A 19,823-nucleotide genomic window follows, 5' to 3' on the forward strand; every position below is an offset into this window, starting at 1 on the left:
GTCGTGCACATCACGCACACGGTCATCGACAGCCCGTACGGCCCGCTGACCCTGGTCGCCGCCGACGGCGTCCTGAGCCGCCTCTACATGGAGGGCCAGCGCCACCGGCCGCCGCAGGAGACCTTCGGTGAGCGCGACGAGGGCGGCCCCTTCCCGGAAGCCGTCCGCCAGCTGGAGGCGTACTTCGCGGGCGAACTCACCGAGTTCAAGCTGGACCTGGCTCTTCAGGGCACGCCCTTCCAGCAGCGCGTCTGGCACCAGCTCCAGCAGATCCCGTACGGGCAGACCCGCTCCTACGGCCAGCTGGCCGAGGCGCTCGGCAGTCCGAGCGCCTCGCGCGCGGTGGGCCTGGCCAACGGAAAGAACCCGGTGGGCATCATCGTCCCGTGCCACCGCGTCATCGGCGCGAACGGCAGCCTGACCGGCTACGGCGGCGGCCTCGACCGCAAGCAGCGGCTGCTCGCGTTCGAGCGGGGAGAGACGGAGGAGGCGCTGTTCTAGCCGCCGGGAGGCGCTGTCCGGGGCGCGGGTCGTCCAGGTCGGCGACGAGGACGCGAAGGCAGCCGCCTTGTGAGCGGGGCGCCAGGGATTCAAGCCCCCGGCGCCACCCGGTGTCCGTTCTCCAGCTCCACCGTCCCCTGGCCCTCGGCCAGGGTGTCCAGGGCGGCCATGACGCGGTGGCCCAGGGCGCCCTGGAGGTGGGTGGGGAGCTCTTCGCGGGGGACCAGGCGCCAGGACAGGAGCTCCTCCTCCTGGAGGCGGATCGACTTCAGGGCGCCCTCGTCGAGCACCCCGCCGTCGTAGACGTAGGCGACGATCGGCGGGCGGGCCGCGCCGTGCACCCAGTCCACCGCGAGCAGACGGCCCAGCTCCACGTCCAGGCCGATCTCCTCAAGGGTCTCGCGGCGGGCCGCCCCGCGCGGGGTCTCGTCGGTGTCGGACTCGACGGTTCCGCCCGGCAGCGCCCAGCCCTCGCGGTAGTTGGGTTCGACCAGCAGCACCCGGCCCCCGGCGTCCCGGAACAGGGCGGCGGCTCCGGCGAGCACGCGGGGGAGTCCGGCGATGTAGGCGGCGTAGCCGTTGTCGGTCGTCATGGTCGCCAGGGTAGGGGGCCCGGCGTCAGGGCAGCTGGGGGCCCGAACCGTCGTCACCCGTACGGGACTTGGCGGCCCGGCGCAGCCGGTGGTGGCGGGCCGCGCCCTGCTCGGTGATCGCGTCGCCGACCATCGCCCGTACCGCGTCGCGCAGACCGTGCAGGGCGCCGTGGCGGGAGGGCCCCGCGCCCGGGTCCTCGCGCAGCTCCTTGACCAGCGACCAGCACAGGCCCAGCATCACCAGGACGAACGGGAGCGCGACCAGGATCGTCGCCGTCTGGAGGGACTTGAGGCCGCCCGCGACGAGCAGCACCGCCGCGACCGCCGCCATCAGGACGCCCCACATCACCACCAGCCACGTCGGCGGGTGCAGCGAGCCCCGGCTGGTGAGCGAGCCCATCACCAGCGAGGCCGAGTCCGCGCTGGTGATGAAGTACGTCATCACCAGGGCCATCGCGATGTACGAGGTGACCGTGCCGATCGGCAGCGCGTCCAGCATCGCGAAGAGCGACGCCTCGGCGCCGTCCTTGACCGCGCCGGCGAGGTCCGCCGCGCCGGTGGACGCGAGCCGGATCGCCGTGCCGCCCATGACGCAGAACCAGACCACCGTCGCCCCGCTGGGCACGAGGAGCACCCCGATGAGGAACTCGCGGATCGTGCGGCCGCGCGAGATCCGGGCGATGAAGGTGCCGACGAACGGCGCCCAGGACAGCCACCACGCCCAGTAGAAGACCGTCCAGGCCCCCAGCCAGTCGCGGTCGGTGAAGGCGCCGGTGCGGCTGGCCATCGGGAGCAGGTCGTGCAGATAGCCGCCGATCGAGGCCGGGATGGTGTCGAGGACGTACACGGTGGGGCCCAGCAGGAACACGAAGACCATCAGCACGGCGGCGAGCACGATGTTGAGGGTGGACAGCCACTTCACGCCCTTGTGCAGGCCGGAGAAGGCGGAGAGCACGAAGGCCGCCGAGAGGGCGGCGATGATGACGAGCTGGGTCGTCCGCGAGTTGTCGACGTTCGAGGTGATGTTGAGGCCCTCGGCGACCTGGAGCGCACCCAGGCCCAGGCTCGTCGCGGTGCCGAAGACGGTCGCGAAGACCGCGAGCAGGTCGATGCAGCGGCCGGGCCACCCGGCCGCCCGCCGCTCCCCGATGAGCGGCACGAACGCGGACGAGAGCCGGTTGCCGCGCGCCTTGCGGAACCCCGCGTACGCGAGCGCGAGCCCGGCGATGCCGTAGATCGCCCAGGGGGTGAGCGTCCAGTGGAAGAAGGAGTACTCCAGGGCGGTGCGCGCCGCGTCGCCCGAACCGGGCTGGGCGCCGGTCGCCGGAGGCGGGCTCAGGAAGTGGGTGAGCGGCTCGCCGACCCCGTAGAACATGAGGCCGATGCCCATCCCGGCGCTGAACATCATCGCGATCCAGGCCAGATTGGTGAACTCCGGCTCGGAGTCGTCGGCGCCCAGCCTGATCCGCCCGTACCGGCTGATCGCGAGGACCACGCAGAGCACCAGGAAGGTGTCCGCGGCGACCACGAAGAGCCAGGCGAAGTTGTTCAGGACCCAGGAGAGGGCCGTTGAGGAGGCGCTGTCGAAGGAGCTCTTGCCGAGTGCCGCCCAGGCGACCACGGCCACCACCGCGAGCACACCGATGGTGATCACGCTGTGGTCGGGGGAGGGATCGGGGGCCGCGGGCGCGTCGCCCGGCGGGATGCCGGAGCCGGAACGATCGATCGAATCCATACTCATGGCGCCCCACTATGGTGGGGAATCAGCCTATTTTTCAGGGTGGCGCGCCGTCCGTGGAGCCCGGCGGCTATGGGCAGGCGCGCGCCGGGCGGATAGGGTCTGAAGCGGCGCGACTGCCTGTTCGAAAGCAAGGGATAGCAAGGTGACGGACGGCGCAGTTTTGGAGACCGCCCGCGTACTCGTGGCGGCGGACAAGTTCAAGGGCTCGCTCACGGCCGTGGAGGTCGCGGAGCGGGTGACGGCCGGGCTGCGGCGGGTCGTCCCGGATCTGCGGGTCGAGACCCTGCCGGTCGCCGACGGCGGTGACGGCACGGTGGCGGCCGCGGTGGCGGCCGGATTCGAGCGCCGCGAGGCGCGCGTCACCGGACCGGTCGGCACCCCGGTGACCGCCGCGTACGCGGTACGCGACGGCGTGGCCGTGGTCGAGATGGCGGAGGCCTCCGGGCTCCAGCACCTCCCCGAGGGCGTCTTCGCGGCGCTGGCCGCCACCACGTACGGCTCCGGCGAGCTGCTGCTCGCCGCGCTCGACGCGGGCGCCCGGACCATCGTGTTCGGCGTCGGCGGCAGCGCGACGACCGACGGCGGAGCCGGCATGCTGGCCGCGCTCGGCGCGCGCTTCCTGGACGCGGCGGGCGAGCCCGTGGGTCCGGGCGGCGGCGCGCTCGCCGACCTGGCGACGGCGGACTTCTCGGGCCTCGACGCCCGCTTCAAGGACGTGGAACTCGTCCTCGCCAGCGACGTCGACAACCCCCTGACCGGGCCCAAGGGCGCCCCCGCCGTCTACGGTCCGCAGAAGGGCGCCTCGCCCGAGGACGTGGCGACCCTGGACGCGGCCCTGGCCCACTACGCCAAGGTCCTCGAAGGCGTCCTCGGAGCGAAGGCCGCCGAGGCGGCGCTCGCCCCGGGCGCCGGTGCGGCCGGCGGCATCGGCTACGGCGCGCTGGTCGCGCTGGACGCCACGTTCCGGCCCGGCATCGAGGTGATGCTCGACGTGCTCGGCTTCGCGCCCGCGCTGGCCGGAGCCACCCTGGTCATCACCGGCGAGGGCTCCCTCGACGAGCAGACGCTGCACGGCAAGGCCCCGGCGGGCGTCGCGGCGGCGGCCCGCGCGGCCGGTATCGAGGTCGTCGCGGTGTGCGGCCGCCTCCTGCTCCAGCCGGGTCAGCTCGGCGAGGCGGGCATCCGCCGTGCCTACGCGCTCACCGACCTGGAGTCCGACCCGGCCCGCTCCATGGCGAACGCCGGCCCGCTCCTGGAGCGGGTCGCCGAGAACATCGCGAACGACTTCCTGCGCTAGCTCCCGCCCCAGGGGCCTCGGCCCCGTAACGAGCCGGTGCGTGCACCACGGCCCCCGTCGCAAGTCGCGACGGGGGCCGTGGTGTCGTTCCCTGAAGCAGTACGCGCTGAGCGCGAGCCTCCGCACGGTCCCGCGCTGCCGAGCCGATCGGGCTCCCGTCCGGGCTCGCGCATGCGCGCCCCCTCCACTCGTGAGACAATGATGTCTCATTCGATACTGGAGTGTTTCATGACGCCGCCGCCTCTCGACCCCCGGCGCTGGGTCGTCCTCGCGATTCTTTCCGGCAGCCTGCTGCTGATCGCGATGGACACGACCATCCTCAACGTCGCCTTCCCCTCGCTTGTCAGCGACCTGCAGCCCAGCTCCGTACAGCAGCTGTGGATCATCGACGTCTACGCGCTCGCCCTCTCCGGCCTGCTCGTGACCGCGGGCGCGCTCGGCGACCGCTGGGGGCGCAAGCGGCTGCTGCTCGCGGGCTTCACGATCTTCGCGCTGGCCTCGCTGATGGCGGTCTTCGCGACCGCGGCCTGGCAGGTCATCGGAGCCCGGGCGCTGCTCGGCGTCGGCGGCGCGGCGATCATGCCGTCGACCCTGTCGATCCTGCGCGACGTCTTCACCGACGCCCGCGAGCGCGCCCTCGCCTACGCGGTGTGGGCGGCGGTCTTCGGCGGCGGCATGGCGCTCGGGCCGGTGGTCGGCGGTCTGCTGGTCGAGCGGAACGGCTGGCAGTCCGCGTTCCTGATCAACGTTCCGGTCGCCCTGGTGATCATCGCGCTGGGCGTCTGGCTGCTGCCCGAGTCCCGCCGGCCCCGCGAGGGCCGCTGGGACTGGTGGGGCGTGGGCCAGTCGATCGTCGGCATGCTCGCCCTGGCCGGCGGCATCAAGCAGCTCGGCAAGGGCGGTCCCACGGACCCGGTGGCCTGGGTGCTGCTCGCGGTGGCCGCCGTCGCGCTGACGGTCTTTGTCCGCCGTCAGCTGCGACTGCCCCAACCGCTGCTGCACGTGAGGCTGTTCACCAACCGCTCGTTCAGCATCGCCGCCGCCTCGATCTTCCTCGGGATGATCGCGCTCGGCTCGGCGCTGTTCCTCGTCACCCAGTGGTTCCAGTACGGGCAGGGCTACACCCCTCTGGAGGCGGGCATCCGGCTGCTGCCGGCGCCGCTCGGCCTGGTGGTCACCTCCCTGGTGACCCCGGTCCTGATGCACCGGCTGCCGATCCGGCACGTCATCGGCGGCGGGCTGCTCCTGATGACGGCGGGCCTCGCGCTGCCGTGGCTGTTCCAGCAGTCCGGACCCCTGGCCTACCCCGGCGTCGCCGTGGCGCTCGGCGTGCTCGGCTGCGGGGTGGGCATCGGGACCACGGCCGCGTCGGTGACCCTGATGGCCTCCACGCCGAAGGAACACGTCAGCGGGGCCGCGGCCGTCGAGGAGACCTGCTACGAACTGGGCGCGGCGATGGGCGTCGCCATCCTGGGCAGTGTGGCCGGGGCGCTGTACCGCGCGCGGCTGCCCGAGCTCGCCCTGGACGCGGGCGCGACCGCTTCCGTACGGGACTCGGTGGGAGAGGCGGCCCATGTGGCGGCCTCGATCGGCGGCCCGGCCGGCGCGCTGCTCCTGGAGAAGGCCTCGACGGCCTTCACCGCGGGCATGACCCCGACGTTCCTGCTCGCCGCGGTCCTGCCGCTGTCCGCCGCGGCCCTGGCCTGGTCCAGAATCCCCCGAGACCTACGCCCCACAGAGAACACCCACTAACCCCCGAGGGCCTCAATCCCTCGCCCGACCGAGGGTGCCAGGGGCGCGGGGAACGGCGCGAGAACCGATCACGGCCCGCGGCCAGACCGGCGTGCCAGGGGCGCGGGACGGCGCGAGAAGCGACCACGGCCCGCAGATGACCGGGCTTGAGGGGCGCGGGGAACTGCGCGAGAAGCGACCACGGTCCGCAGATGGCCGAGGGGGTGCCAGGGGCGCGGGGAACTGCGCGAGAAGCGACCACGGTCCGCAGATGGCCGAGGGGGTGCCAGGGGCGCGGGGAACTGCGCGAGAAGCGACCACGGTCCGCAGATAACCGCAGGCGAGGCGCGCGGGGAACAGCGCAAGAGACCCCCAGCGGCGCGCAGCCACAAAGCCCCCGACGTATCGGGATACAAAAAGGGGCCCCGGGTCGAAAAACCCTGGGCCCCTTTACCGCGGCGAGAGCAACTACGGCAGCTGAGCCGCCCGAGCCTCACGCCGGTTGTCACGGAACGTGTTGACCCGACGGGCCGTCGCGAAGAGGGGGATCGTGGCCGCCAGGACGATCTGCAGGGCGCAGCCGGTCTGGAGCAGCATCTGACCGCCCGGAGCGTCGAACGCCCACGCCGCGAGCAGCCCCATCGCGCCGATGATCCAGCTGAGCATCGCCACCGCGAGGATGCCCCGCGGCTTGGGGTACTCGACCCGGCTCACCATCAGCCAGGCGACTCCTATGACGGCGAGCAGCGTCGGGACGAACGGCAGCTCGAGCAGGACGATCGAGACGACCGTGAGGGCGCCGAAGGGGCTCGGCATGCCCTGGAACATGCCGTCCTTCATCGTCACGCACGAGAACCGCGCGAGTCTCAGCACCACGGCCAGCAGCACCGTGATCGCGGCGACCGCGGCGACCCGCTGGTGGGCGTCGTCGGCGACCATTCCGTACACGAGCACGAAGTAGGCCGGGGCGAGCCCGAAGCTGATCAGGTCGGACAGGTTGTCCAGCTCGGCGCCCATGGGGGAGCTGCGCAGCTTCCGGGCGACCAGACCGTCGCAGAGGTCGAAGATCGCCGCGAGCAGCATCAGGATCACGGCGGTCGCGGCGGAGTGCCGCGCCATGCCCGTCTCCTGGCTGCCGGAGAGGTGCGGGATGAGGATGCCGGTGGTGGTGAAGTACACCGCCATGAAGCCGCACGTGGCGTTGCCCAGCGTGAGGGTGTCCGCTATCGACAGCCTCAGCGACAGCGGCATCTCCTCGACGTCGTCCTCGGACTCTGCCTCGGGGACCCAGCCGGCCTGCGTCTCGGGATCAATCACGGTCAATTCGAGTCACCCCCGCCGTGGTCGCCTGCCCGACCTCGACCGCGACCTCGACACCCTCGGGGAGGTAGATGTCGACCCGCGAGCCGAAGCGGATGAGGCCGATGCGCTCGCCCTGCTCCACCTTGGTGCCCTGGGGGACGTACGGCACGATGCGCCGCGCGACCGCGCCGGCGATCTGCACCATCTCGATGTCGCCGAGCTCGGTGTCGAAGTGCCAGACAACGCGCTCGTTGTTCTCGCTCTCCTTGTTGAACGCCGGGACGAACCCGCCGGGGATGTGCTCCACCGACGTCACCGTGCCCGCGAGGGGCGCGCGGTTGACGTGGACGTTCAACGGGCTCATGAAGATCGCGACGCGGGTCCGTCCGTCCTTCCACGGCATGATGCTCTGCACCACACCGTCGGCGGGGGAGATGACCCGCCCCTGCGTGATCTCACGCTCGGGGTCGCGGAAGAACCACAGCATGCCCGCCGCGAGGGCGGTGGTGGGCACGGCCACGATCGCGGCACCTCGCGACTTGGGGGCGCGAAGGGATCGGGCCAGGCTGAGGGCTGCGGTGGCGACGGTCGGCAGAAGCCACGGCGATGCTCCGCGAGCAAGGCGTCCCTTGAGGAAGCCGTCGCGTGGTGCAGAGGTTTGGCTGTGGGGCATGGATGACCTTCGTAGCGGATGATGCCGCGCTGGCAACGGGGGACGGCGGCAGGTTTACCGGCGATGGTATCGGTTGCGAGCCGCAACTGGGCAAGCCAGAAGCCGAGTCGGCGGCCGGAAGGCGATGACAGGGTGTGATGTTCTTCGCGGCCAAACCGACTCAAAAGCGACAATCAACCCTGGAACCGGTACTCCTCAAGAAGTCGGCGCCCAATGATCATTTTCTGGATCTCGGCGGTACCTTCACCGATGAGCAGCATCGGCGCCTCGCGGTACAGGCGCTCGATCTCGTACTCCTTGGAGAAGCCGTAGCCGCCGTGGATGCGGAAGGCGTCTTCCACCACCTCCTTGCAGTACTCGGAGGCGAGGTATTTCGCCATCCCTGCTTCGAGGTCGTTTCGTTCCCCGGAGTCCTTTTTGCGTGCTGCGTTCACCATCATTGCATGCGCCGCTTCGACCTTGGTAGCCATCTCGGCGAGCTTGAACTGGATCGCCTGGTGCTGGGCGATCGGCTTGCCGAAAGTGTGCCTTTGCTGGGCATACGAGACACCCAGTTCGAATGCACGCTGAGCGACACCGCAGCCACGGGCCGCGACGTTGACGCGGCCGACCTCGACGCCGTCCATCATTTGGTAAAAGCCTCGGCCGGTTTTCCTGCCGAGCACCCGATTGGCCGGAATGCGCAGGTCGTCCATGACCAGCTCGGTCGTGTCGACGCCCTTGTAGCCCATCTTGTCGATCTTGCCGGGAATGGTCAGACCCGGGCGGACCTCACCGAAGCCCGGCTCCTTCTCCACCAGGAAGGTCGTCATCGACTTGTGGGGCGCCGTGCCCTCGGGGTGTCCTTCGTCACTTCGGCACAGAACGGCCACCAGGGACGACGTTCCGCCGTTGGTCAGCCACATCTTCTGGCCGTTCAGGACGTACTCGTCGCCGTCCTTCACGCCCTTCGACGTGATCGCCGACACATCGGAGCCGAGCGCCGGTTCGGACATCGAGAACGCGCCGCGCACCTCGCCGAGCGCCATCCGCGGCAGGAAGGTGTCCTTCTGCTCCTGGGTGCCGTGCTGCTTGAGCATGTACGCCACGATGAAGTGCGTGTTGATGATGCCGGAGACCGACATCCAGCCCCGCGCTATCTCCTCCACGCACAGCGCGTAGGTGAGCAGCGACTCCCCGAGACCGCCGTACTCCTCCGGGATCATCAGGCCGAACAGGCCCAACTCCTTGAGCCCCTCGACGATCTGCGTCGGGTACTCGTCCTTGTGCTCCAGCTGGGTCGCGACCGGAATGATCTCCTTGTCGACGAAGTCCCGCACGGTGGACAGGATTTCCTGCTGGACGTCGGTCAGACCGGCGGTCTGCGCGAGTCGGGCCATGGCTACTTCTCCTGCGACTTGAGCTCGGGGCGGCCGGGCTGCTCGCCGCCGCGCTCCTTGATGTACGTCTCGGTCGGCACCATTACCTTGCGGCGAAAGACGCAGACCAGCGTGCCGTCCTGCTTGTAGCCCCTGGTCTCCACGTAGACGATCCCGCGGTCGTTCTTCGACTTCGAGGGGGTCTTGTCGAGGACCGTCGTCTCGCCGTAGATCGTGTCGCCGTGGAAGGTCGGTGCCACGTGCCGCAGCGACTCGATCTCCAGGTTGGCGATCGCCTTGCCGGACACGTCCGGCACGCTCATGCCGAGCAGCAGCGAGTAGATGTAGTTGCCCACCACGACGTTCTTGCCGAAGTCCGTCGTGTTCTCCGCGTAGTTGGCGTCCATGTGGAGCGGGTGGTGGTTCATCGTGAGCAGACAGAAGAGGTGGTCGTCGTACTCGGTGACCGTCTTTCCGGGCCAGTGCTTGTAGACGGCGCCGACTTCGAACTCTTCGTAGGTACGGCCGAACTGCATGTCGCTCACGCCTCCGGGATCTCGAACTTGGACGTGCGCTGCATACCCGCCGCACGGCCCTTGCCGGAGATGACCAGGGCCATCTTGCGGCTGGCCTCGTCGATCATCTCGTCGCCGAGCATCGCCGAGCCCTTCTTGCCGCCCGCCTCGGACGTGCAGTAGTCGTACGCGTCCAGGATCAGCTCGGCGTGGTCGAAGTCCTCCTGCGACGGCGAGAAGATCTCGTTCGACGCCTCGACCTGCCCCGGGTGCAGCACCCACTTGCCGTCGAAGCCGAGCGCGGCCGCGCGCTGGGCGACCTCGCGGTAGCCGTCCACGTTGCGGATCTGGAGGTAGGGGCCGTCGATCGCCTGGAGGTCGTTGGCGCGGGCCGCCATCAGGATCTTCATCAGGATGTAGTGGTACGCGTCCGCGCCGTACCCGGGCGGCTGCTCGCCCACGACCAGCGACTTCATGTTGATCGACGCCATGAAGTCGGCCGGGCCGAAGATGATGGTCTCGGTGCGCGGCGAGGCCTCCGCGATCGCGTTGACGTTGTTCAGGCCGCGCGCGTTCTCGATCTGCGCCTCGATGCCGATCTTGCCGACCTCGAAGCCCATCGTCTTCTCGATCTGGGTGAGCAGCAGGTCCAGGGCCACGACCTGGTCGGCGCTCTGCACCTTCGGCAGCATGATGCAGTCGAGGTTCTGGCCGGCGCCCTCGACCACGGTGACGACGTCGCGGTACGTCCACTCGGTCGTCCAGTCGTTCACCCGCACGACCCGTGTCTTGCCCGTCCAGTCGCCCTCGTTGAGGAACTTGACGATGGTGTGCCGCGCCTCGGGCTTGGCGAGCGGCGCGCAGGCGTCCTCCAGGTCGAGGAAGACCTGGTCGGCCGGGAGGCCCTGGGCCTTCTCCAGGAAGCGCGGGTTCGACCCGGGAACCGCGAGGCAGGAGCGGCGCGGGCGGAGACGGTTGACGGGGGTGCTCATGCGGGGACCTCCAACGGGTCGAGCTTGTTCGCTTTCCGGATCTCGTCGACGATACGGCCGATGATCTCCGTGATACCGAAGTCCTTCGGGGTGAAAACGGCGGCGACGCCCGCCTTGCGCAACTCCTCGGCGTCCGCGGGCGGGATGATCCCGCCGGCGATCACCGGAATGTCGGGCGCGCCCGCCTCCCGCAGTCGCACCAGGACGTCGGGGACGAGTTCGGCGTGCGAGCCGGACAGGATGGACAGGCCGACGCAGTGCACGTCCTCGGCGAGGGCGGCGCTCACGATCTGCTCCGGGGTCAGCCGGATGCCCTGGTAGACCACCTCGAAGCCGGCGTCCCGCGCGCGCACCGCGATCTGCTCGGCGCCGTTGGAGTGCCCGTCCAGGCCCGGCTTGCCGACCAGCAGGCGCAGCCGCCCGGCACCCAGGTCGGAGGCCGTGCGCGCCACCTTCTCGCGGACCAGGGCGAGCGGCGTGCCCTCCTCGGCGGTGACCGCGACCGGGGCGGAGGAGACGCCCGTGGGCGCCCGGAACTCGCCGAACACCTCGCGCAGCGCCTGGGACCACTCGCCGGTGGTGACCCCGGAGCGCACGCACTCCAGCGTCGCCTCCATGAGGTTGCCGGTGCCCTGGGCCGCCTCCTTCAGCTTCTCCAGCGCCTTGCAGGGGCGGGGATGGTTGAACGGCGGCTGGTAGCGGGTGTCGCGCCAGTTCTTGAGGGAGGCGACGACGCGGGCCTCGACGGCGGGGTCGACCGTCATGATCGCGCCGTCCAGGTCCGCGGTGAGCGGGCTCGGCTCGGTCGACTCGTAGCAGTTGACGCCGACGATCTTCTCCTCACCGGCCTCGATACGGGCCCGGCGCTCGGCGTGCGAGGAAACGAGCTGCGACTTGAGGTAGCCCGACTCGACGGCCGCGAGCGCCCCGCCCATCTCCTGGATCCGGTCGATCTCGGCCAGGCACTCGTCGACCAGGGCGTCCACCTTGGCCTCGATGACGTGCGAGCCCGCGAAGATGTCCTCGTACTCCAGCAGGTCGCTCTCGTGCGCCAGGACCTGCTGGATGCGCAGCGACCACTGCTGGTCCCAGGGGCGGGGGAGCCCCAGGGCCTCGTTCCAGGCCGGGAGCTGGACCGCGCGGGCGCGGGCGTCCTTGGAGAGGGTCACGGCCAGCATCTCCAGGACGATCCGCTGGACGTTGTTCTCGGGCTGCGCCTCGGTCAGGCCGAGGGAGTTGACCTGGACGCCGTAGCGGAAGCGGCGCTGCTTGGCGTCCTCGATCCCGTACCGCTCCCGCGTGATCTTGTCCCAGATGCGGCCGAAGGCACGCATCTTGCACATCTCCTCGATGAAGCGGACGCCCGCGTTCACGAAGAAGGAGATGCGGGCCACGACGTCGCCCTTGCGGTCCTCGGGGATCTGGCCCGACGCGAACACCGAGTCGAGCACGGCGATCGCGGTGGACATCGCGTACGCGATCTCCTGGACCGGGGTCGCTCCCGCCTCCTGCAGGTGGTAGCTGCAGATGTTGATGGGGTTCCACTTGGGGATGTTGTTCACGGTGTAACAGATCATGTCTGTCGTCAGCCGCAGCGAAGGACCCGGCGGGAAGACGTGCGTCCCGCGCGAGAGGTACTCCTTCACGATGTCGTTCTGGGTGGTGCCCTGGAGCTTGGTGATGTCCGCGCCCTGCTCCTCGGCGACCACCTGGTACATGGCGAGCAGCCACATCGCGGTGGCGTTGATCGTCATCGAGGTGTTCATCTGCTCCAGGGGAATGTCCTGGAACAGCCGCCTCATGTCACCGAGATGGGAGACCGGGACCCCGACCCGGCCCACCTCGCCGCGGGCGAGGATGTGGTCGGGGTCGTATCCGGTCTGCGTCGGAAGGTCGAACGCGACCGACAGACCCGTCTGACCCTTGGCGAGGTTGTTGCGGTAGAGCTCGTTGGACGCCTCGGCGGTCGAGTGCCCGGCATACGTCCGCATGAGCCACGGCCGATCCTTCTGACGCTCAGTCATGAACCTTCCCAGCCTCAGATGTTGCGGAAGCGGTTGATGGCGTCGAGGTGCTTCTCGCGCAGCTCGGGGTCGCTGACGCCGAGGCCCTCGCGGGGCGCGAGCGCCAGCACGCCGACCTTGCCCTGGTGGAGGTTGCGGTGCACGTCGTAGGCGGCCTGCCCGGTGTCCTCCAGGGAGTACACCTTGGAGAGCGTCGGGTGGATCTTGCCCTTGGCGATGAGGCGGTTGGCCTCCCACGCCTCGCGGTAGTTGGCGAAGTGCGAGCCGATGATGCGCTTCAGGGACATCCACAGGTAGCGGTTGTCGTACTCGTGCATGTAGCCCGAGGTGGAGGCGCAGGTGGTGATGGTGCCGCCCTTGCGGGTGACGTAGACGCTCGCGCCGAAGGTCTCGCGGCCCGGGTGCTCGAAGACGATGTCGATGTCCTCGCCGCCGGTGAACTCGCGGATGCGCTTGCCGAAGCGCTTCCACTCCTTGGGGTCCTGGGTCCGCTCGTCCTTCCAGAACTTGTACCCCTCGGCGTTGCGGTCGATGACCGCCTCCGCGCCCATGGCGCGGCAGATGTCCGCCTTCTCGGGGCTGGAGACCACGCAGATGGGGTTGGCGCCGCCCGCGAGCGCGAACTGCGTGGCGTAGGAGCCGAGTCCGCCGCTGGCGCCCCAGATCAGGACGTTGTCGCCCTGCTTCATCCCGGCGCCGTTGCGGGAGACCAGCTGGCGGTAGGCGGTCGAGTTCACCAGGCCGGGGGCCGCCGCCTCCTCCCAGCTCAGGTGCCGCGGCTTGGGCATGAGCTGGTTGGACTTGACGAGCGCGATCTCGGCGAGCCCGCCGAAGTTGGTCTCGAAGCCCCAGATGCGCTGCTCGGGGTCGAGCATCGTGTCGTTGTGCCCGTCGGAGCTCTCCAGCTCGACCGAGAGGCAGTGCGCCACGACCTCGTCGCCCGGCTGCCAGGCGTTCACGCCGGGGCCGGTGCGCAGCACGACGCCCGCGAGGTCCGAGCCGATGACGTGGTACGGCAGGTCGTGGCGCTTGGTCAGCTCGCTGAGCCGGCCGTAGCGCTCCAGGAAGCTGAAGGTCGAGACCGGCTCGAAGATCGACGTCCAGACCGAGTTGTAGTTGACCGAGGAGGCCATGACGGCCACCAGGGCCTCGCCCGGGCCGAGTTCGGGCACCGGGACCTCGTCCAGGTGGATCGACTTGCGGGGGTCCTTGTCGCGGGTGCTGAGCCCGGCGAACATCTCCGCCTCGTCCTTGTGCACGGTGATCGCGCGGTACGAGTCGGGGAGCGGCAGAGCGGCGAAGTCGGCGGAGGTGGACTCCGGCGACTGGATCGCGTCCAGGATTTCCTTCACGGTGTTGCCTCCGGCGAAGCGCCCCTGAGGGGCGTTGAGGGTCTTCGGGGGTGGTGCTGTGGAGGTGTGCCGTCGGTTCGGCGGTGTGGTGCGAGTACGGCAGCGCCTGGTGGGCGCGGGAGGGTTGCCTGTGACGCAGGCGTCCGGGCGCACGCGCCAGTGGCGGCTTGTGGGGACAGCCGGCGTACGAGGTTGCTCTGCACGCCGGCCGCCCGGACAACATCAACGTATGGCACCGGGTGCCAAGTGACAAGACACTGCGTGCCAAGAGTTTCTCTCAATTGCGGAATGACCTGCACAGATGAGCGATGATCGATCGTTGCAGGTCAGCGCATACGCCGGTGGCCGCATCCCTGAGCGAGGGATGCGGCCACCGGCGCGGAACAGGAAGGGCGAGCGGGCTATCTGGTCTGCAGGGCCTGCTTGATGGTCTGCATGATCTCGTCGAGCGGCGCGTCCGTGCGGGCCACCGCGACCAGCACCTCGTCGCCGGCCGAGACGGAGGCCGCGGCCTGCTTCGGCTTGGCCGTGCGGCCCGCTCCGATGCCCGAGCCGAAGGTCTCCCGGACGATCGCGAAGGCGTGGTCGAGCTGGGACTCCACGTCGCCCTGGCCGCCGGCCCGCAGCCAGCGGCGCAGCACGTGGTTGTGGGCGGTGACGACGGCGGAGGCGGCGACCTCGGCGAGCAGCGGGTCGTCATTGCCCGGCTGGTGGTCGTGCTCGTCGAAGTGGCCCAGCAGATAGCGGGTGAAGAGGCGCTCGTAGCGGGCGACCGAGGCGATCTCGGCCTCGCGCAGGGTGGGCACCTCGCGGGTCAGCTTGTAGCGCGCCACGGAGACCGCGGGGGAGCCCGCGTACATCTTCATGACCTCTTTGATGCCCCGGCACACCGTGTCGAGCGGGTGCTCGTGCGGGGGCGCGGCGTTGAGGACCGCCTCGGCCCGCACGAGGGTGTCGTCGTGATCGGGGAAGATCGCCTCTTCCTTGGAGCGGAAGTGGCGGAAGAAGGTGCGCCGGGCGACCCCGGCCCGGGCCGCGATCTCGTCGACGGTGGTGGCCTCGTACCCCTTCGCGGAGAACAGGTCCATGGCCGCGGCCGCCAGCTCTCGGCGCATCTTGAGCCGCTGGGCGGCCGCCCGGCTGCCCGCGGCGCTTTCCGGGGCGTCGGGCACGGCGTTCGTACGGGAGGACCTGGCTGGCTGGGGCATGGACCGAACGTACTGCATCTTTGTGGGAAGCCGTGCCCACGGGGGCGAGCTGCCCGGAGGTTGCAGCAGCCCGCCCCATCCTGCTTCCGGATCAGCGCCGGGCATACTCGCGGAATCCGCGGCCCGTCTTGCGGCCCAGGCAGCCGGCCGCGACAAGGTGTTCGAGCAGCGGCGCGGGCGCCAGGCCCGGGTCGCGGAACTCGGCGTGCAGCACCTTCTCGATGGCGAGCGAGACGTCCAGGCCCACCACGTCGAGCAGTTCGAACGGGCCCATCGGGTAGCCGCCGCCCAGCTTCATCGCGGCGTCGATGTCGTCGAGCGTCGCGTAGTGCTCCTGCACCATCTTGATCGCGTTGTTGAGGTACGGGAAGAGCAGCGCGTTGACGATGAACCCGGCACGGTCGCCGCAGTCCACCGGGTGCTTGCGGATCTTCGCGGTGACCTCGCGGACGGTGGCGTGCACCTCGTCGGAGGTGAGCACGGTGCGGACCACCTCGACGAGCTTCATCGCGGGGGCCGGGTTGAAGAAGTGCATGCCGATGACGTCCTGCGGGCGCGAGGTGGCGCGGGCGCAGGCGACGACGGGCAGCGAGGACGTGGTGGTGGCGAGGACCGCGCCCGGCTTGCAGATCTTGTCGAGGGAGGCGAAGAGCTGTTGCTTGACCTCCAGGTCCTCGGCGACCGCCTCGACGGCGAGGTCGACCTCGGCGAAGGCCTCCAGGGCGCCCGCGGCCGTGATGCGGTTGAGGGTCTCCTCGCGCGCCTCGGCCGTGAGCCTGCCCTTGTCGACGGAGCGCGAAAGCGACTTGGCGATACGGGACTTGGCGGTCTCCGCCTTCTCCAGGCTGCGGGCCGCGAGCACGACCTGGTACCCGGCCTTGGCGAAGACCTCCGCGATGCCGGAGGCCATGGTGCCGGAGCCGGCCACGCCGACCGAGCGGATCTCGCGGCCGCCCCCGGCCCCCGCGATCGCGTCCGGGGTCTGGGCGTCGGCCACCACGACCGGGCTGCCCTCGCCCTCGTACGTGTAGAAGCCGCGGCCCTTCTTGCGGCCCGTGAGCCCGGCCTCGGCGAGCTGGCCGAGGATGGGGGCGGGCGCGTGGAGGCGGTCCTGGGAGGAGGCGTACATCGCCTCCAGGACGGTGCGGGCGGTGTCGATGCCGATCAGGTCGAGCAGTTCGAGCGGGCCCATCGGCAGGCCGCAGCCCAGCTTCATCGCGGCGTCGATGTCCTCGCGCGAGGCGTACTTGGACTCGTACATCGCGGCCGCCTGGTTGAGGTAGCCGAAGAGCAGCCCGTCGGCGACGAATCCGGGCCGGTCGCCGACCGCGACGGGCTCCTTGCCGAGGTCGAGGGCGAGCGCGGTGACCGCGTCGACGGCCGGGGGCGCGGTGAGCACCGACGAGACGATCTCGACGAGCTTCATCGCGGGCGCCGGGTTGAAGAAGTGCAGGCCGAGCACGCGCTCGGGGTGCGCGGAGTCGGCGGCGAGCCGGGTCACCGAGAGGGCGTTGGTGCCGGTCGCCAGGATCGCGGTGGGCGCGACGATGGCGTCGAGCGCGTGGAAGACCTGCTGCTTGAGCTCGTACGACTCGGGCACGACCTCGATGACGAGCTCGGCCTCGGCCGCTGCCTGGAGGTCGGTGAAGGTGCGGAACCGGGCGAGGATGTCGCCGCGCTCCTGCGAGGTGATCCGCTCGCGGTCCACCGCACGGGCGGTGGAGGCCTCCAGGGCCGCCACGGCCTGGCGACCGGCGCGCTCGCTGATGTCGATGCCGATGACCTCGCGGCCCGCCCGGGCCAGGACCTCGGCGATGCCGGTGCCCATCGTGCCGAGGCCGACCACGGCGACAGTGTTCAGGGGGATGTCCATCACGGGACTCCAGGGATGAGTGACGACTGAGAGAGGGCGCACGCGACCGGCATCGAGGGGCGCTCGGATACGCCAACGGGCGCACGGCGTGCGGGAGTTGTGTCGTGGTGCCAAGGGCCGACGGCCCTGTCCCGGGGCACGTCGTACAGAACTGCCGAACCGACGATCACTCGCGGTGGCTGCGTCACCAGGCCACCGGAGCCGCGGGGGTTACCCGCTCACTTGAGGTTAACCGGCGAGTAACGAGCGCGCCAGCCCTCCGTCGTGCCGAACCCGTGTGATCTGGCTCGCCCCCGGACCGGGACGGGCCGGATCACCCGGGGACGGAGAATTCCCGGTGACTCAGCGCGGGGAGGCGGAGGTCAATAGGCTTTCGGCATGGATGAGGAGTTTCGGTCGCTCGTGGACCGGGTGCGGGCCGAGACCGGCGGGTCGGCGGCGTACGAGCGGCTGATCGCCACGGTCGACCAGGACGAGCTCGCGGCGGTGCTCACCGAGCCCGAACGCCCGCTCTGGGCGCGGGAGATCGCGGCGTTCCGGCTCGGTGTGGCCGGGGACCGCCGGGCCTTCGAAGCCCTGATCCTGCTGCTCAACCACCGGGACCCGGAGCGCTGTGTCAGCGCCGCGTACGCGCTCGCCAGGCTCGCGGACCCGCGCACCGCGCGCGCGGCGGCCGCCCTCGCGACGAACGAGCTGCGCACCGCGTACGCCCTGCATCCGGTGCGGCTGCTCACCGCGCTGCGGGCCCCCGAATCCGTACCGGCCCTGATCAAGACGCTGCGGCCGCTGCTGTCGCCGCACAGCCCGTACTGGCGGGTGGCCCTGGCCTGCATCGAGGGTCTTGGCGAACTGGGCGACAAGCGGGCCGTCGACGTCCTGACCGAGGCCCTGGCCCATCCCCGTCTGGCGCGGTCGGCGGCCTGGGCCCTGCGGCGCATCGAGGCGGGCCGGGGTCGCGGATAGCGGGGCGCCGCCCGCTGGAGCGCTCCCCGAGCCCTTCAGGACGCCTGGTCGGTCACGGCGAAGGCCTCTATCTCCACCAGGAGTTCGGGCCGGAACAGGGCGCTGACCTGGACGGCCGAGCTGGCCGGCAGCTGGTCGGGGCCGATGACGGCGTCGCGCGCCGCGCGGACCGCGGGCAGATGGGCCACGTCCGTCACGAAGTAGGTCAGCTTCACCACGTCCTCGAAGGTGGCTCCGGCCGCGGCCAGGCAGCGGCGCAGGTTCTCGAAGACCTGGTCCGCCTGGGCCCGCGCGTCGCCCTCGCCGACCACGTCCCCCTTCTCGTCCAGCGCGCACTGGCCCGATATGGCGACGAACCGGCCGGTGCCCCAGACCACGTGGTGGTAGCCGCGGCCGGGGGCGACGCCTTCGGGGGCGGGAATGCGAGTCAGCGAAGTCATGCGGACCATCCTCGCGCACACCACTGACAACCGGGCCCCGGCCCCCGGCACTTGGGGCCGGCGCGGCTCAGAGCAGGGTGAGCTGGGTCGGCTCCGGGCCGACGGGCTCGGGCGGGGCGGGGATGCGGCGGGCCGCGCCCCGACGGGCCGGGCCGATGCCGAACTCGGTGGCCAGCTCGTGCACCTGCCCGGTGATCCGGCGCTGGTACCACTTCGGCGCGTAGGCGCCCTCCGCGTACAGCCGCTCGTACCGGCGCACCAGGTGGGGGTGGTGGTGTCCCAGCCACGCCATGAACCACTCGCGCGCCCCCGGCCGCAGGTGCAGGACGAGCGGGGTCACCGAGGTCGCGCCCGAGGCGGCGATCGCGCGGACGGTGGCGCGCAGCTGGTCGGGGTGGTCGCCGAGGAACGGGATCACCGGGGCCATCAGGACGCCGCAGCCGATGCCGTGCTCGGTCAGGGTGCGCACGACGTCCAGACGGCGGTCCGGCGCGGGGGTGCCCGGCTCGACGGTGCGCCACAGCTCCTGGTCGAGGAAGCCGACCGAGACCGAGATGCCCACCTCGGTCACCGCGGCCGCCTCCTTGAGCAGCTCCAGGTCGCGCAGGATGAGCGTGCCCTTGGTCAGGATGGAGAACGGGTTCGCCCGGTCGCGCAGGGCCGCGATGATCCCCGGCATCAGCCGGTAGCGGCCCTCCGCGCGCTGGTAGCAGTCCACGTTCGTGCCCATCGCGATGTGCGCGCCCTGCCAGCGGCGCGAGGCGAGGTGCGCCCGGAGCAGCTCCGGGGCGTTGACCTTCACCACGATCTGCGAGTCGAAACCGAGCCCGGTGTCCAGGTCCAGATAGCTGTGCGTCTTGCGGGCGAAGCAGTACACGCAGGCGTGCGAGCAGCCGCGGTAGGGGTTGACGGTCCACTCGAACGGCATGCGGGAGGCGCCCGGCACGCGGTTGACGATCGAGCGTGCCCGGATCTCGTGGAAGGTGATCCCGCGGAACTCGGGGGTGTCGAAGGTGCGGGTCGTCACCGCGTCCGCGGCGAAGAGCGCGGCCGCTCCGGCCCGGCCGGCCAAGGCGTCGTCGTCGGCGAGATTCTCCCAGCGCATGCACGCCTCCTTTGCTCCCGTGGGGCCTGGTCGATCACTCCCCACCCCTGAATAGAACACACGTTCCCTTCTTGATCGCAACCCGGATTGTGACGGCGGAGCGTGAGGTGGTTGGCTTGGCCCACCCCCGAAACCCCGGAAACACAACTGCTGGA

At 70.5% G+C, this 19,823-nt stretch carries 17 protein-coding genes; 4 read left to right on the plus strand and 13 right to left on the minus strand.

Features of this window, described 5'->3' with window-relative positions; genetic code table 11:
• The first annotated feature begins 3 nt into the window (after positions 1-3).
• Positions 4-501 (plus strand): methylated-DNA--[protein]-cysteine S-methyltransferase, encoded by a 498-nt coding sequence (locus DT019_RS09290; protein WP_114036229.1) that lies wholly within the window; start codon positions 4-6, stop codon positions 499-501.
• 89 nt (positions 502-590) lie between these two features.
• Here the strand turns inward: DT019_RS09290 and DT019_RS09295 are convergent, their stop codons facing one another.
• Both DT019_RS09295 and DT019_RS09300 read right to left on the minus strand, forming a co-directional pair.
• A complete protein-coding gene (locus DT019_RS09295) occupies positions 591-1,094 on the minus strand; it encodes an NUDIX domain-containing protein (RefSeq protein WP_114036230.1) in 504 nt (167 codons plus the stop codon).
• 25 nt (positions 1,095-1,119) lie between these two features.
• Positions 1,120-2,835, minus strand: a complete 1,716-nt coding sequence (locus DT019_RS09300; RefSeq protein WP_114036231.1) for a BCCT family transporter — start codon at positions 2,833-2,835, stop codon at positions 1,120-1,122.
• A 142-nt stretch (positions 2,836-2,977) separates the two neighbouring features.
• Between DT019_RS09300 and DT019_RS09305 the strand changes: the two genes are divergently transcribed.
• Together DT019_RS09305 and DT019_RS09310 are read left to right on the plus strand one after the other, a co-directional pair.
• Positions 2,978-4,132, plus strand: a complete 1,155-nt coding sequence (locus tag DT019_RS09305) for a glycerate kinase (RefSeq protein ID WP_114036232.1) — start codon at positions 2,978-2,980, stop codon at positions 4,130-4,132.
• Between the two features lie 228 nt (positions 4,133-4,360).
• Positions 4,361-5,884: an MFS transporter gene (locus DT019_RS09310; protein ID WP_114036233.1), complete on the plus strand. Its 1,524-nt coding sequence runs from the start codon at positions 4,361-4,363 to the stop codon at positions 5,882-5,884.
• 447 nt (positions 5,885-6,331) lie between these two features.
• Here DT019_RS09310 and pssA read toward each other — a convergent pair whose 3' ends face one another.
• The 9 genes from pssA to DT019_RS09355 all read right to left on the minus strand — a co-directional run bounded on the left by pssA (position 6,332) and on the right by DT019_RS09355 (position 17,160).
• A complete protein-coding gene (gene pssA / locus DT019_RS09315; RefSeq protein ID WP_189389371.1) occupies positions 6,332-7,186 on the minus strand; it encodes a CDP-diacylglycerol--serine O-phosphatidyltransferase in 855 nt (284 codons plus the stop codon).
• Complete coding sequence (locus DT019_RS09320; protein WP_114036235.1) at positions 7,173-7,838, minus strand: phosphatidylserine decarboxylase; 666 nt, start codon at positions 7,836-7,838, stop codon at positions 7,173-7,175. The genes pssA and DT019_RS09320 overlap by 14 nt, the downstream gene beginning before the upstream one ends.
• Before the next feature lie 173 nt (positions 7,839-8,011).
• Positions 8,012-9,217, minus strand: coding sequence for an acyl-CoA dehydrogenase family protein (locus tag DT019_RS09325; RefSeq protein WP_114036236.1), 1,206 nt, complete (start codon positions 9,215-9,217; stop codon positions 8,012-8,014).
• Positions 9,218-9,219: 2 nt separating this feature from the next.
• Complete coding sequence (locus DT019_RS09330) at positions 9,220-9,732, minus strand: MaoC family dehydratase (RefSeq protein WP_114036237.1); 513 nt, start codon at positions 9,730-9,732, stop codon at positions 9,220-9,222.
• A gap of 5 nt (positions 9,733-9,737) precedes the next feature.
• Entirely contained in the window at positions 9,738-10,703 is a 966-nt protein-coding gene (locus tag DT019_RS09335) for an HpcH/HpaI aldolase/citrate lyase family protein (protein ID WP_114036238.1), read from the minus strand.
• A complete protein-coding gene (locus tag DT019_RS09340; RefSeq protein ID WP_114036239.1) occupies positions 10,700-12,727 on the minus strand; it encodes a protein meaA in 2,028 nt (675 codons plus the stop codon). The genes DT019_RS09335 and DT019_RS09340 overlap by 4 nt, the downstream gene beginning before the upstream one ends.
• A 14-nt stretch (positions 12,728-12,741) precedes the next feature.
• Positions 12,742-14,079, minus strand: coding sequence for a crotonyl-CoA carboxylase/reductase (gene ccrA / locus DT019_RS09345; protein ID WP_114036240.1), 1,338 nt, complete (start codon positions 14,077-14,079; stop codon positions 12,742-12,744).
• A gap of 401 nt (positions 14,080-14,480) precedes the next feature.
• Positions 14,481-15,287: a TetR family transcriptional regulator gene (locus tag DT019_RS09350; RefSeq protein ID WP_223279368.1), complete on the minus strand. Its 807-nt coding sequence runs from the start codon at positions 15,285-15,287 to the stop codon at positions 14,481-14,483.
• A gap of 91 nt (positions 15,288-15,378) precedes the next feature.
• Positions 15,379-17,160, minus strand: coding sequence for a 3-hydroxyacyl-CoA dehydrogenase family protein (locus DT019_RS09355; RefSeq protein WP_114036242.1), 1,782 nt, complete (start codon positions 17,158-17,160; stop codon positions 15,379-15,381).
• Between the two features lie 378 nt (positions 17,161-17,538).
• On the opposite strand from DT019_RS09355, the gene DT019_RS09360 reads away from it, so the two are divergent.
• Positions 17,539-18,123: an adenylosuccinate lyase gene (locus DT019_RS09360; RefSeq protein WP_114036243.1), complete on the plus strand. Its 585-nt coding sequence runs from the start codon at positions 17,539-17,541 to the stop codon at positions 18,121-18,123.
• 35 nt (positions 18,124-18,158) lie between these two features.
• Here DT019_RS09360 and DT019_RS09365 read toward each other — a convergent pair whose 3' ends face one another.
• Together DT019_RS09365 and DT019_RS09370 are read right to left on the minus strand one after the other, a co-directional pair.
• On the minus strand, positions 18,159-18,563 hold the full coding sequence (locus tag DT019_RS09365) for a RidA family protein (protein WP_114036244.1): 405 nt from the start codon (positions 18,561-18,563) through the stop codon (positions 18,159-18,161).
• A gap of 67 nt (positions 18,564-18,630) precedes the next feature.
• Positions 18,631-19,668, minus strand: coding sequence for an Rv2578c family radical SAM protein (locus DT019_RS09370; protein ID WP_114036245.1), 1,038 nt, complete (start codon positions 19,666-19,668; stop codon positions 18,631-18,633).
• Between the last annotated feature and the right edge of the window lie 155 nt (positions 19,669-19,823).

This window comes from Streptomyces sp. SDr-06 (assembly GCF_003324565.1).
GTDB lineage: Bacteria > Actinomycetota > Actinomycetes > Streptomycetales > Streptomycetaceae > Streptomyces.